The organism is Kitasatospora sp. NPDC056731 (genome assembly GCF_040687675.1).
In the GTDB taxonomy this organism is placed as follows: Bacteria; Actinomycetota; Actinomycetes; order Streptomycetales; family Streptomycetaceae; genus Kitasatospora.
In genome coordinates, this window is sequence record NZ_JBFBNR010000015.1 from 98,697 (window position 1) to 111,493 (window position 12,797).

General features: G+C 74.6%; 16 protein-coding genes and 1 other RNA gene. 7 read left to right on the top strand and 10 right to left on the bottom strand.

Annotated elements, in window-relative coordinates:
* Positions 1-19: 19 nt before the first annotated feature.
* Complete coding sequence (locus AB0R04_RS17975) at positions 20-253, bottom strand: hypothetical protein (RefSeq protein ID WP_063347360.1); 234 nt, start codon at positions 251-253, stop codon at positions 20-22.
* Positions 254-357: 104 nt separating this feature from the next.
* On the opposite strand from AB0R04_RS17975, the gene map reads away from it, so the two are divergent.
* On the top strand, positions 358-1,203 hold the full coding sequence (gene map, locus AB0R04_RS17980; protein ID WP_063347361.1) for a type I methionyl aminopeptidase: 846 nt from the start codon (positions 358-360) through the stop codon (positions 1,201-1,203).
* Between the two features lie 72 nt (positions 1,204-1,275).
* Here the strand turns inward: map and AB0R04_RS17985 are convergent, their stop codons facing one another.
* On the bottom strand, positions 1,276-1,977 hold the full coding sequence (locus AB0R04_RS17985) for a bifunctional DNA primase/polymerase (protein WP_363372206.1): 702 nt from the start codon (positions 1,975-1,977) through the stop codon (positions 1,276-1,278).
* 424 nt (positions 1,978-2,401) lie between these two features.
* On the opposite strand from AB0R04_RS17985, the gene AB0R04_RS17990 reads away from it, so the two are divergent.
* Entirely contained in the window at positions 2,402-2,632 is a 231-nt protein-coding gene (locus AB0R04_RS17990; RefSeq protein WP_063347363.1) for a hypothetical protein, read from the top strand.
* A 44-nt stretch (positions 2,633-2,676) separates the two neighbouring features.
* Complete coding sequence (locus AB0R04_RS17995) at positions 2,677-2,874, top strand: hypothetical protein (RefSeq protein ID WP_363372209.1); 198 nt, start codon at positions 2,677-2,679, stop codon at positions 2,872-2,874.
* Positions 2,875-2,910: 36 nt separating this feature from the next.
* Here the strand turns inward: AB0R04_RS17995 and AB0R04_RS18000 are convergent, their stop codons facing one another.
* Positions 2,911-3,567: a PadR family transcriptional regulator gene (locus AB0R04_RS18000; RefSeq protein WP_107452848.1), complete on the bottom strand. Its 657-nt coding sequence runs from the start codon at positions 3,565-3,567 to the stop codon at positions 2,911-2,913.
* A gap of 187 nt (positions 3,568-3,754) precedes the next feature.
* Here AB0R04_RS18000 and AB0R04_RS18005 point away from each other — a divergent pair, with 187 nt between their 5' ends.
* The gene (locus AB0R04_RS18005) at positions 3,755-4,153 is read left to right on the top strand and encodes an ACT domain-containing protein (RefSeq protein ID WP_063347366.1); all 399 of its coding nucleotides are present in this window, start codon (positions 3,755-3,757) and stop codon (positions 4,151-4,153) included.
* A gap of 100 nt (positions 4,154-4,253) precedes the next feature.
* Positions 4,254-4,511, top strand: coding sequence for a hypothetical protein (locus AB0R04_RS18010; protein ID WP_063347367.1), 258 nt, complete (start codon positions 4,254-4,256; stop codon positions 4,509-4,511).
* Between the two features lie 138 nt (positions 4,512-4,649).
* On the opposite strand, the gene rnpB is transcribed toward AB0R04_RS18010, so the two are convergent.
* The 4 genes from rnpB to AB0R04_RS18030 all read right to left on the bottom strand — a co-directional run bounded on the left by rnpB (position 4,650) and on the right by AB0R04_RS18030 (position 8,340).
* An RNA gene (rnpB, locus tag AB0R04_RS18015) (RNase P RNA component class A) lies at positions 4,650-5,046 on the bottom strand.
* Between the two features lie 13 nt (positions 5,047-5,059).
* Positions 5,060-6,547 (bottom strand): MFS transporter, encoded by a 1,488-nt coding sequence (locus AB0R04_RS18020; protein WP_363372211.1) that lies wholly within the window; start codon positions 6,545-6,547, stop codon positions 5,060-5,062.
* A 103-nt stretch (positions 6,548-6,650) separates the two neighbouring features.
* The gene (locus AB0R04_RS18025; protein WP_363372213.1) at positions 6,651-8,108 is read right to left on the bottom strand and encodes an RNB domain-containing ribonuclease; all 1,458 of its coding nucleotides are present in this window, start codon (positions 8,106-8,108) and stop codon (positions 6,651-6,653) included.
* A 79-nt stretch (positions 8,109-8,187) separates the two neighbouring features.
* Complete coding sequence (locus tag AB0R04_RS18030) at positions 8,188-8,340, bottom strand: hypothetical protein (protein WP_363372216.1); 153 nt, start codon at positions 8,338-8,340, stop codon at positions 8,188-8,190.
* A gap of 141 nt (positions 8,341-8,481) precedes the next feature.
* On the opposite strand from AB0R04_RS18030, the gene AB0R04_RS18035 reads away from it, so the two are divergent.
* Entirely contained in the window at positions 8,482-8,922 is a 441-nt protein-coding gene (locus AB0R04_RS18035; RefSeq protein WP_079135552.1) for a DUF3995 domain-containing protein, read from the top strand.
* Positions 8,923-9,035: 113 nt separating this feature from the next.
* On the top strand, positions 9,036-9,821 hold the full coding sequence (gene yaaA, locus AB0R04_RS18040) for a peroxide stress protein YaaA (protein WP_363372219.1): 786 nt from the start codon (positions 9,036-9,038) through the stop codon (positions 9,819-9,821).
* A gap of 64 nt (positions 9,822-9,885) precedes the next feature.
* Here yaaA and AB0R04_RS18045 read toward each other — a convergent pair whose 3' ends face one another.
* The 3 genes from AB0R04_RS18045 to AB0R04_RS18055 are packed head-to-tail and all read right to left on the bottom strand — an operon-like array spanning position 9,886 to position 12,630.
* On the bottom strand, positions 9,886-11,022 hold the full coding sequence (locus AB0R04_RS18045) for a bifunctional RNase H/acid phosphatase (protein ID WP_363372220.1): 1,137 nt from the start codon (positions 11,020-11,022) through the stop codon (positions 9,886-9,888).
* Positions 11,023-11,026: 4 nt separating this feature from the next.
* A complete protein-coding gene (locus AB0R04_RS18050; protein ID WP_363372222.1) occupies positions 11,027-11,770 on the bottom strand; it encodes a C4-type zinc ribbon domain-containing protein in 744 nt (247 codons plus the stop codon).
* A gap of 23 nt (positions 11,771-11,793) precedes the next feature.
* Complete coding sequence (locus AB0R04_RS18055; RefSeq protein ID WP_363372225.1) at positions 11,794-12,630, bottom strand: Nif3-like dinuclear metal center hexameric protein; 837 nt, start codon at positions 12,628-12,630, stop codon at positions 11,794-11,796.
* Between the last annotated feature and the right edge of the window lie 167 nt (positions 12,631-12,797).

Here is a 12,797-nt window from a genome sequence, read left to right on the forward strand (position 1 = left end):
CCGGCCGCCGCCCCGGCCGCTACTCGCCGCCGCCGTCCTTCGGCGTGTCGTTCCAGCGCTCGTCCCCCTGCCGCCACTCCCGGTTGCGCTCGTCGGCGAGTTGCAGGGCGTGCGCGGCCTCCTCCGGGCTGTCGTACGGGCCGAGGCGGTCCTTGGCGGGGCACTCCGGCCCCTCCTCGACCTTGCCGTGCTTGATGCAGTAGAACCACTCGCCGGGCTTTCCGGTCGGCTTGCGGTGGAATCCCAGGGGCATGGTGCCCTCCCGTCGACGCGATGGGGTCGTACCGATCATTCCCCGGCCGGGGCCTCCGCGCACACCGCCCGGGCGCGCCGGGGGCGGCCGTTAGACTCGCGGCCATGGCTCTCGTACCCGGCATCCAGTCCCCCACCCGCAAGGTCCCGGCGCACATCGCGCGCCCCGAGTACGTCGGGCGGCCCGCCCCGACGCCGTACACCGGGCCCGAGGTGCAGACCGCCGAGACGATCGAGAAGATGCGGATCGCGAGCCGGATCGCCGCCCAGGCGATGGCGGAGGCCGCCAAGCTGATCGCCCCCGGCGTCACCACCGACGCGCTGGACGCCGTCGCCCACACCTACATGTGCGACCACGACGCGTACCCGTCCGACCTCGGCTACCGCGGCTTCCCCAAGTCGGTCTGCACCTCGATCAACGAGGTGATCTGCCACGGCATCCCGGACTCGACCGTGCTCCAGGACGGCGACATCGTCAACATCGACGCCACCGCGTACATCCACGGGGTGCACGGCGACCTCAACGCCACCTACCTGGTCGGCGATGTCGACGAGGAGTCCCGGCTGCTGGTCGAGCGGACCCGCGAATCCCTCAACCGGGCGATCAAGGCCGTCAAGCCCGGCCGTCAGATCAACGTGATCGGGCGGGTCATCGAGTCCTACGCCAAGCGCTTCGACTACGGCGTGGTGCGGGACTTCACCGGGCACGGCATCAACACGTCGTTCCACTCCGGCCTGATCATCCCGCACTACGACAGCGAGCGGGCCACCGAGGTGATCAAGCCGGGGATGACCTTCACCATCGAGCCGATGCTCACCCTGGGCACCTACGACTACGAGATCTGGCCGGACGGCTGGACGGTCGTCACCAAGGACCGCAAGCGCACCGCCCAGTTCGAGCACACCCTGGTGGTCACGGCGGACGGCGCGGAGGTCCTCACCCTGCCGTGACCCCCGGCCGGGCGCCGGGCGGCCCCTGGAAACCGCCGAGCCGCCGAGCTGCCGAGCTGCGGGGGCGCCGGTTCAGCCGATGAGCCACTGCTCCTCGGCGACGGCGCCCACCTCGGTGCAGGCGTCGGTGAGCACGTCCAGGACGCGCAGCGGGTCCGGCAGCGGCTGCTCGGGCCCGCGCAGCCACCGCACCTGCGAGCCGTCCGGCAGCGCGGCCGGCGGCAGCAGGGTGTACGAGCCGCGGCAGTGCCAGCGCAGGCCGGGGTGCTCGGACATGCTGTCCGGGGTGGAGTCGAGGATGCTCGGCCACCACTCGTCCTCGTCCTGCGGGGTGCCCCGGGTGGCGGTGAAGAACAGGTAGCGGTCCTCGCCGACGGCGGCGACCGGGCCCTCGACGCCCCGCTCGGTCAGCCGCTCCAGGGCCAGCCGGCCGGCCTCGACCGGGACGTCCAGCACGTCGTGGGCGCGCCCGGTGGCGGTGATGAAGTTGGTCTGCGGATCGCGGGCGAGCCAGCGGGCGAGCTGCTCGGGATCGGTGGTGGCCTGGGTCTGCCAGGCGAAGGAGACCGGGTGCTGGGCGGGGGCCGGACAGGCCACCCGGTCGCAGGAACAGCGGTAGCCGGCCGGATGCGCGGCCGGCGCGAGCGGGAATCCGGCGCGCACCGCGCCGAGCAGCTGATCGAGTCGGGCGGCGGGGCCGTCCACGTCACCCGACCGGGCCCGCTGACGCTCACGCTTCTGCCACCAGGTCGTCCACCTGCCGCCGGCTTCCATCGGGCCCCTTCCGCGCACTGCCGTACCTGGTGCGGCACAGCGTTCGACGTACCACTCCGACGCAACGCACAGCGCCCCCCGCTGCTTCCCGGGGCGGTGCTCGGCCCTGCTGTCCACGCCCTGCCGACCGGGAACCGGGGTCACCGGAGGGCCGACGCCCGGGTCACGGTACGCAGTCGCGGCAGCACGCTGTCCGCGCCAGGTCGGCCGGAGGGCGCGCGGATCCGCGCCCTGCCCGGCCCGTACGGGGCCCGCTGACCCGGGTGAACCCCGGGGGCGTAACAGGAAGGATAAGGGTGCGCGGGGCCTCCGGATGACCGGGGGCGGTGCCTCTCCGGTCACACTCCCCGCACCCGGCAGGATCCGCCGGACGGGCCCCGGGCGTGTGCGCCGGTCACCCGTGCGGAGGTGAGACCCTGGTGGGGTGAAGAGCGCGGACACCGAATTCGTCGGCGGCCCCCTGGACGGCCGCATCCTCCCCATCCCGCTGGGGCCGATGTTCGGCGTGCCGAAGACCTACAAGGTGCCGGTCCCCGCGCACGGCGACTCCCCCGCGCGCACACTGGTGTACGTCCGGTCCAAGCAGGTGCGGGGCATCAGCTGGCACTGGCGCTACGAGTTCGACGAGGCGGCCACCGCCCGCGCGTCCGGCTGACGGCCGCGCCGCCGCACCGGCCGCCGCCTCCCCGGGAGGACGGTATGGCGAGAACGGTACGGCACCCCCGCAGCCGCCCCCAGGCGGTCGCGCACCACAACCGACAGGTCGCCGGCGTCACCGGGGCGCTGCTGGTGGCGGTGTGCGTCTACACCGTGGTGATCGGCCCGAACGGCTGGCTCTGGTTCGGCTGGGCGGTGCTGCTGCTCGCCTGCGTGGCCCTGTTCACGGTCCACCCCTGAGCAGCCGCACCGCCTGTGCCCAGCCCCCCACGCCGGTCAGTCCTCCTCGGCGAGGATCAGGTAGAGCTTCTTGCGCGCCTCGGTGAGCACCGCCAGGCCCTTGGCGCGCTGCGCCTCGGTGCCCGTCGCCATCACCTGGCGGATCGCCTGGTCGACCGCGGCCAGCGCCTGGCCGACCTCCTGGACGGCCTCCCAGTCGACCTCCCGGCCGGCCTCCGCCCACGGCTCGGCGGGCCCCGCCTCGGCCTCGGCCCGGCCCGCCTCGGTGAGCGAGACCAGCCGCTTGCCGCCGACCTCCTCCGCGGTGATCAGGCCCTCCTCCTCCAGCAGTTGGAGGTTGGGGTAGATCGAGCCCGGGCTGGGCCGCCAGGCCCCACCCGTCCGCTCGGAGATCTCGGCGATCATCTCGTAGCCGTGCATCGGCCGCTCCTTGAGCAGCGCCAGCAGCGAGGCCCTGACGTCCCCGCGCCGCGCCCGGCCGCCGCGCCGCCCGTGCGGACCGCCGCGGCGCCCGCCGTGCCCGCCGAAGCCGTGCCCGAACGGACCGCCCATCGGCCGCCCGGGGCCACCGCCGCCGAACGGCGGCGGGCCGAAGCCGCCGAAGGCCTCCCGGCCCTCGAACTCCCGCCCTTCGAAGTCCGGCCCCGGCCCGCGGCGCCAGCCACCGCGCGGACCCTCGCCGCTGAACCGCATTCCCGGATTTCCTCGGTTTCCTGAGCGCATGGCGCTCACCTCCTCGTTCACCGAGCCAGTCGAGTTACTGTCTCGATAGCTCGACGATATATCGGCGACTGTCGCTCGTCAACGGATTCCGACACGAACGGCGCACCGGCGCCCCACCCCGCCGCCCAGGCCCCGTCCGGCCGCTACGGTGACGGGCATGGCCGGTGAACGAGACCTCGCGAAGCTGCTGCACGGGATGCGCCCGCTGCTCAACCCGGGGCGGTACGTGTACTGCACGCTGCCCGCCAAGGTGCCCGCGGGCATGCGGCCGGTGGTGACCGTCGCCGAACCCGAAGGGGTCACGGTCGTCGTCGCCCAGGAGGAGGCCGACGCGCTCGGGCTGCGCTACGAGTACGTGGCCGCCTGGATCACCCTGCAGATCCACTCCGCCCTGGAGGCCGTCGGCCTCACCGCGGCCGTCGCCGGGCGCCTCGCCGAGGAGGGGATCAGCTGCAACGTGGTGGCCGGCTTCCACCACGACCACCTGTTCGTCACCGCCGACGACGCCGACCGGGCCGTCCGGGCCCTGGAGGAACTGGCCGGCCGGTCCGCCTGACGACGCCGTCGAGTGGCCGCCCCCGCACGGCCCTCCGACACTGGGAACGACTGCCCGGCCACCCCGGCCGGCCGGCCCCCACCGGAAGGAGACGGCCGCCATGGCCACCTGCGTCACCTGCGGCAACGACTACTGGCTCGCCTTCGAGATCAAGACCATCACCGGCGACACCTACACCTTCGACAGCTTCGAGTGCGCGATGGAGAAGCTCGCGCCGCGCTGCGAGCAGTGCCAGGTCCGCATCGTCGGCCACGGCGTCGAAGTGGCCGGCCGCTTCTTCTGCTGCGCCAACTGCGCCCGCGTCAACGGCGGCCTCGGCGACCAGATCCGCGACGCCGTCGGCGCCCGCCCCGCGTAACGGCGGGCAAGCGGAACAGTCGGCCTGTACCCCCGGTTCTGTCTCCCGGAGCGCTCGCGCGGCCCGGGGCGGCCCCACGACAAAGGCCCCCTGACCTGCGGTTTCGCAGATCAGGGGGCCTCAGTCAAGTTAGGGCGGCGGAAGAGTCGGCCTGTACGCCGGGTTCTGTCTCCCGGGGTGCTCGCGCGGCCCGGGGAGGCGGCCATCCATCTAGGACTGCCGTTGCCGACAGCCTCGTGCGGTCTACCCGCGGACTCGGGCGAGCAGCCCTCGGTCATCCGCGCACGGCGCCCGAGGGCGCCGATCTTGACCTTGCTCCAGGTGGGGTTTACCGAGCCGGCCGAGTCACCCCGGTCGCTGGTGGTCTCTTACACCACCGTTTCACCCTTACCCGCCGCCGAAGCGGTGGGCGGTCTGTTTTCTGTGGCACTGTCCCGCGGGTCACCCCGGGTGGGCGTTACCCACCACCCTGCTCTGTGGAGCCCGGACGTTCCTCGGCGGGTCAAGGACCCGTCGCGGCCGCCCGGCCGACTCTTCCGCCGTAGTGGTCATCGTAGCCGCTCGGATGGGGCCTCCCGTACACCGGAGCGGACCACGGGCGGATCGCCGCCGAGGCGGGCGGCCACCCGGACGGCGGTCGCGGTCGCCCACGGGGTGGTGGTGGCCAGGCCGAGGAGGAGGATCGCGGCGCCCAGGCCCACCAGGATCCACCAGCCGGCGTGGCTGGCCGGGGCGAAGCCCGTCGCCACCGGGCCGACCACGGCCGAGGTGACGACCGTGCCGATCACCGCCACCCCCAGCGACTGGCCGATCTGGCGGCTCGTCGAGGCGACCGCCGCGGCCACCCCCGCCTGGGCGCGCGGCATGCCGGAGACGGCCGCGTTGGTGATCGGCGCGTTGACCATGCCGAAGCCGAAGCCGAACAGTGCGTACGCCGCCAGCAGCAGCGCCGCCGGGGAGTCGGCGGCCAGCCTGGTCAGCAGCAGCCCGCTCGCGACCAGGCCCAGCCCGGCCGCGACCAGCGGGCCGCGCGGCCCCCGGCTGCCGACGATCCGGCCGGACAGCGGCGCGCAGACCAGCATCATCGCGGCCATCGGCAGCGTCCACAGGCCCGCCTCGAACGGGTCGTAGTGCCGGACGTTCTGCAGGTAGAGCGTGTTGAGGAAGAGGAAGCCGCCCAGGGCCGAGAAGGCGCAGACCGCGGTGACGGTGGCGCCGGTGAACGGCGCGCTGGCGAAGAACCGCGGGTCCACCAGCGGCTCGGCCACCCTCCGCTCCCACAGCGGGAAGGCGACCAGCGCGGCCACGGCGGCGGCCGCCAGGGCGACGATCAGCGGGGACGTCCAGCCGCTGCCCGGGCCCTCGATGATGGCCGCGGTGCCGCAGCCCAGCAGGATGATCATCAGCAGCTGCCCGACCGGGTCCAGCCGGCGCGGCCGGGGCGAGCGCGACTCCGGGACGTAACGGGCGGTCAGGAGCATCGCGACCACGGCGACCGGAACGTTGATCAGGAAGATCGACGGCCAGCCCGCGCCCTCCACCAGGAAGCCGCCCAGCAGCGGGCCGAGCGCCATCGAGATGCCGACCACGCCGCCCCAGACGCCGATCGCCCGGGCCCGCTCCTTCGGGTCGGTGAAGGTGTTGGTGATGATCGACATCGCCACCGGGTTCAGCATCGAACCGCCGACCGCCTGCAACGCCCGGAACGCCACCAGCCACTCCAGGCTCGGCGCCAGACTGCACAGCAGCGAGCCGAGCGCGAAGCACAGCAGCCCGGTCTGGAACACCCGGCGGCGGCCGAAGCGGTCGGCCACCGAGCCGAACAGCATCAGCAGCGAGGCCAGGACCAGGGTGTAGGCGTCGATGATCCACTGCAGCCCGGACGCCGGGGCGTCCAGGTCCCGCTGGATCGCCGGCAGGGCGATGTTCACCACGGTGTTGTCCAGGCCGACGATGAACAGGCTCAGGCAGCAGATCGCCAGGACGAGCAGTCGGCGGCGGCGCCCCGGGGCGACGGAGGGCTGGGCTTCGGGCACGGGACCGATCCTCCCACCTGCGCGGCGCTCGGGGGCCGTGTGACGGACCGTCCGGGTGGCGGCGCCGGGGGGAGCGCCGGGGGCGCGTGGAAGCCCGTGGAGGTCAGACGGCGGCGAAGCGGACGGTGCGGGTGAGCGGGTCGGCCTGCGTCAGCCGGACCCGGATCAGCCCGCCGAGCGGCAGCACCGCCCCGGGATCGGCGCCGTCGCAGCGGGCCCGGACGGCGGGCCGGCGCAGCTGCACCGTGCCGGCCGCGGGCCGCCGCTCGTCCACGTCGATCACCACGGCGGTGAAGTCCTCGCCCTCCCGGCCGGCCAGCAGCTCCGCCTCCACCAGGTCCACGCAGGCCCGTTCGACCTCGGCCGCGCGGCGGTCCCCGCTCGCCATCAGGCCCGGCACGGCGGGCAGCGCCTCGCGCGCCCAGTCCGGCACCTCCTCCCCCGCCGCCACCGCCGCGCACACCTCCTGCGCGAAGCGGTCGCCGAGCCGGCGCAACGACGCGGTGCAGTGCGCGTACGGCGCGGCGAGCGCGGCATGGCCCGGGTCGGCCGGGGCGGGCAGGCCCCGGGACTCGTCGAAGGCGTGGTAGCCGGCGCCGCGCAGCAGGCCGGTGCACGCGTTGAGGAAGGCGGCGTCCATCGGCGCGTCCGGGTCCAGGGAGCGGATCAGCTCCGGGTACGGGAGCGCCTGCGGCCAGTCCACGTCCAGCGCGGCGGCGATCCGGCGCAGCCGCTCGTACGCGGCGGCGGGCGCGGCGGGCAGGGTGCGCAGCAGGCCGACGCCCGCGTCGAGCATCAGGTCGGCCGCGGCCAGGCCGGTGAGCAGCGAGATCTGCGCGTTCCAGCCGTCGGCGGGGCCGGGCGCGCGGTAGCCGAGGACGTAGCCGTGCAGGGTCTCCTCGACCTCCTGCTCGGGCACCGGGAGGCTGATCCCGCCCCGCGCGCGCTCCTGCTCCTCGCGCAGCCGGCCGACGGTGGCGAGCAGGGCGAGCTGTTCGTCGGCGCCGCCGAGGTCCACCGCGCGCTGGACGGCCGCGTAGTCGAGGCGGCGGTGCGAGCGGACCAGGGCGCGGCGCAGGTCGGCGAGCACCACGGCGCCGTCGGCGTCCAGGTCCAGCTGCCAGAGCAGGGCGGGCCGGGGCTCGCCGGGCAGCAGGCTGGCGGCGTCCTCGGAGATCCGGGTGGGGTGCAGCGGGACGCGGTGGTCCGGGAAGTACAGGGTCTCGACCCGGCGGCGGGCCTCGGCGTCGATGGCGCCGCCCGGGCGGACGAAGGCGGCGACGTCCGCGATGGCGTAGTACACCCGGTAGCCTCCGCCGGGGCGGTGGAGCAGGTGCATGGCCTGGTCGAGGTCGCGCGAGCCGGGCGGGTCGACGGTGAACAGCGGCAGGTCGGTGGCGTCGTGCTCGGGCAGCCGGGGGCGCTCGGCCGCCTCCTCCGCCTCGGCCAGCACCGGCTCCGGCCACTCGGTGTGGATCTCCAGGCGGGCGCGGAGTTCGGTCAGTTCGGTGTTGATCCGGGCGGAGTCGGCGGCCTTGACGCGCAGTTTTCGGCGAGGCATGCAGGCAGCGTAGGGCGAATCGGGTGATTCCGGACGGATCACCCCGCCGGACGCGCCGGTGCTGCCGGCGCTGTTGGGCTCAGCGCCCCATCACGGCCTCGGCGGCGGCCCGCACCGCGAACTCCAGGGCCTGCCGGGTCTCCGCCGGCAGGCCGGCGGGCAGGCGCACGGACAGGGACTCCTCCACGGCGTCGTCGTCGCCGGGCACCAGGTCCAGGGGTCGCAGGGTCATCTCGCTCACTCTCCTCGCTGCTCACCGTAGTGGCGAACGCCGGGCGGCCCCACCGGATTTCCACCCCCGGGCGGGGTGGGGTCCGGGTGTGAGCACTCGTAGGCTGGGGTCGAGTGGTCGTTCACGAAGGGGGTTCGGGCAATGGGTGCGGTGAAGGTGACCGGGGCGGCGGTGTCGGGGGTGTTGGCGGCGACGGGGGCGCTGCACGCGGTGTGGGCGGTGACGCCGTGGCCGCTGCGGACGCCGGAGGAGTTCGCGGACACCGTGGTCGGCGCGGGCGACGGACCACCGTCCCCGGCGGCCTGCGTCGCGGTGGCGGGGCTGCTCGGGACGGCCGCGTACCTGGTGGGGGCGGAGGCCGGGGTGCTGCCGGCGGTGGGGCCGCGGCGGCTGCGGCGGGCCGGGGTGCGGGCGGTGGCCGGGGTGATGCTGGCGCGCGGCGCCGGCGGCTTGGTGCTGTTCGGGAGGGCCGTCGAGCGCTCGGAGCGGTTCAAGCGGCTGGACACCCGGTACTACTCGCCGCTCTGCCTGGCGCTGGCGGCCGGAACGGCCGTGGTCGCGGGGGCCGGCGGCGCCGAGTAGCCGCAGCCGGGGCAACCGTCTCAGGCAGGACAGGCAGGACGGGCCGCCCGGGGCAGGCCGGTTTTGCGTAGGGTGGCGGGGTTCATCCGCCACAGAGTGTTGAGGAGTCCGCTGTGCTGGTGCTGTTGCCGCCTTCGGAGGGCAAGGCCGCATCCGGGGACGGGGTGCCGGTGGCGCTCGACCGGCTGTCGCTGCCCGGGCTGACGGCCGCGCGCGGCGAGGTGCTGGACGCGCTGGTCGGTCTCTGCCGGGGTGACGAGGAGACCGCCGCGGAGGTGCTGGGGCTCAGCCCCGGGCTGCGCGGCGAGATCGCCCGCAACGCCGGGCTGCCGGCGGCGGGCGCCCGTCCGGCGGGCGAGGTGTACACCGGGGTGCTGTTCGACAACCTGGGTCTGGCCACGCTGGACGCGGCCGCGTACGGCCGGGCCGAGCGGTCGCTGCTGGTCTTCTCGGGCCTGTGGGGCGCCGTGCGGATCTCCGACCGGATCCCGCCCTACCGCTGCTCGATGGGCGTGAAACTGCCCGGCCCGGGGGCGCTCGGCGCGTACTGGCGGGGCGCGATGGCGTCCGTGCTGCCGGAGGTGGCGGACGGGCTGGTGCTGGACCTGCGCAGTTCGGCGTACGCGGCGGCGTGGAAGCCGGCCGGCGAGGTGGCGTCCCGGACGACGACCGTCCGGGTGCTCCAGGAGCGCAACGGCAAGCGCACGGTCGTCAGCCACTTCAACAAGGCGACCAAGGGGCGCCTGGTGCGGGACCTGCTGGTCGCGGGGATCGAGCCGAAGACGCCGGGCGAGCTGCTGGACGCGCTGCGGGGCCTGGGGCACCGGGTGGAGCTCGCCGCCGAAGGCACGGCGCGCAAGCCGTGGCAGCTGGACGTGGTGGTCACCGAGGTGCACTGAGCCCGCTCCGAGGGGGCGGTCCCCCGCACCGCTCCCCCGGAGCCAGGCGTTCAGCCCCGGGTGTTCAGCGCAGGTGCGAGGTGTCGTTGAGCAGCCGCAGCGAGGCGTTGCCGTCCGCGTAGTACTGGATGGCGCAGAACGAGGCGGCGGACAACTCCATCCGGTACAGCGCGTCCGGCGGGGCGCCGAGCGCCAGCCGGACCAGCGTCTTGATCGGGCTGACGTGGGAGACCACCAGCACGGTCCTGCCGGGGTGCCGGGCGATGATCTTGTCCCGGGCGACGCCGGCCCGGTGGGTGAGCGTGGTGAAGCTCTCCGTGCTGCCGGTGGGCTTGGCCTTCGCCGAGCCGAGCCAGGCCGCCAGGTCCTCCGGGTGTCGCTCCTGCACCTCGGCGAAGGTCAGGCCCTCCCAGTCGCCGAAGTCGACCTCGCGCAGCCCGTCCTCGTACCGGACCTCCAGGCCGAGCCGGGCGGCGACGATCTCGGCGGTCTCCCGGGTGCGGCGCATCGGCGAGGCCACCACGGCCTGGATGCTGCCGCGGGCGGCCAGTTCCTCGGCGGCCCGCGCGGCCTGCCAGCGGCCCTTGTCGGACAGTTCCGGGTCGCTGCCGCCGCTGCCGGAGAAGCGCTTCTGCGGGGTCAGCGCGGTCTCGCCGTGGCGGAGCAGGACGAAGGTGGTCGGGGTGCCGAGGTCGGCGGGGGCGGCCCAGCCGGCCTTGGGGGCGGCGGTCTCCAGCGGCGGCTCGTCCACCACCGCGGCGGCCCGCGGCCTGGGCTCCCACTGGCGGCCGGCCTTGCCCGCGTCCATCGCCTCGTTGGCGAGCCGGTCGGCGTCCTTGTTCCGCTCGCGCGGGATCCAGGTGTACGTCACCCGGGCGCGCGGGAGGATCGTGCGGGCCTCGGCGGCGAGCGGCTGCATGTCGGGGTGCTTGATCTTCCAGCGCCCGGACATCTGCTCGACGACCAGCTTGGAGTCCATCCGGACGTCCACCGAGGCGTCCGGGTCGAGCTCCCGGGCCGCCTTGAGGCCGGCGATCAGGCCCTTGTACTCGGCCACGTTGTTGGTGGCGTGGCCGATGAACTCGGCGGCCTCGGCGATGATCTGCCCGGTGTCACCGTCCCGGACCACCGCGCCGTAGCCGGCCGGCCCCGGGTTGCCCCGGGACCCGCCGTCCGCCTCGACGATGAAGCGAGCCGCCACCGGGTCAGGCGCCCGAATCGGCGGTGCGGACCAGGATCCGCGAGCAGTTCTCGCAGCGGACCACCTTGTCGGCCGGCTCGGCCTTGATGGCGTTGAACTCGGTGATGGAGAACTCGGTGCGGCAGCCCTCGCAGCGGCGCTGGTAGAGACGGGCCGCGCCGACGCCGCCCTGCGTCTGGCGCAGCTTGGTGTAGACCTTCAGCAGGTCGGCGGGGAGGACGGCGGCGATGGTCTCGCGGTCCCGCTTGACCTTGTCGGCCTCGGTGTCGATCTCGGCGAAGGCGTCGTCCCGGCGGGTCTCGGCCTCGGTGAGGACGACGGTGGAGTGCTGCAGGCGCGCGGTCAGCTCGGTGACCCGGGTCTGGGCGCTCTCCAGCCGCTCCATGACCTCCAGCACGATCTCCTCCAGGTCGCCCTGGCGCTTGGCCAGCGAGCCGATCTCGTGCTGGAGGTTCTCCAGGTCCCTCGGCGAGGTGATCGCGCCGGAGTCCAGGCGCTGCTGGTTGCGGGCGGACCGGGCGCGGACCTGCTCCACGTCCTGCTCGGCCTTGGTCAGCTCACGCGTGGTGTCGCCCTGCTGGGCCTCGGCGGCGACCACCAGGTCCTTGAGCGCGGTGTGGTCGGCGGAGGCCTTCTCGATCTCGGCGTGCTCGGGCAGGCTCCGGCGCCGGTGGGCCAGCTGGTCGAGCTTCGAGTCGAAGGCCTGGAGGTCGAGCAGGCGGATCTGGTCGGCGGGCGCGGCGTTCAAGGGGAAGGCTCCTGTGAATCGGGTCAGGCGGTGAAGGACATGGGGGCGTGCGCGGTCCACGGGTCGGTGACCCGGTGGGAGACCTTGGTCTCCACGGCCCAGCCGCGCTGGTCGGCGGCGGCGTGCAGGGCCCGCTCGGCCAGGGTGAGCCAGGGCCACTCGGTGGCCCAGTGCGCGGCGTCGACCAGGGCGACCGGCGCCGCCTCGGCGGCCTCGGACGCGGGGTGGTGGCGCAGGTCGGCGGTGAGGTAGGCGTCCACCCCGGCCGCCCGCACCTCGGCGAGGAAGCTGTCGCCCGAGCCGCCGCACACCGCGACCCGGCTCACCAGCCGGTCCGGGTCGCCGGAGACCCGGACGCCCGTGGCGGTGGCCGGCAGGCCCTCGGCCACCTGCGCGGCGAAGGCCGACAGGGGCAGCGGGGGCTCCAGCAGGCCGATGCGGCCGGTGCCGCGGCGGCCCAGCGGGTCGGTCGGGTCCGGCACCAGCGGGCCGGTCACCCGCAGGCCCACGGCCTCGGCGAGCGCGTCCGAGACGCCGGGGTCGGCGTGGTCGGCGTTGGTGTGCGCGACGTGCAGGGCGATGCCGTTGCTGATCAGCGTGTGTACGACCCGGCCCTTGAAGGTGGTCGCGGCGACGCTGGTGGTGCCGCGCAGATAGAGGGGGTGGTGGGTGACCACCAGGTCGGCGCCCCACTCGACGGCCTCGTCGACGACCGTCTGCACGGGGTCGACGGCGAACAGCACGCGGCCGACCTCGGCCTGGGGGTCTCCGCAGACCAGGCCGACGGCGTCCCAGGCCTCCGCCCACTGCGGCGGGTAGACCTCTTCGAGCGCGGTGATGACGTCGGACAGTTTCGGCACCTGTCGAGACTACCGTGCGCACGGGGGCGGTCGGGCCTCGGCCGTTCGGCGACCTGGGCGGCGGTGCGGCGGCAGCGGGGCCGCCGATGCGGCGGGGATGCGGCGGCGGCGCGGTTCGGACACGGGTGCCGATGGCGTACGGACGCGCGTCAATCTGCGGCGGGGGC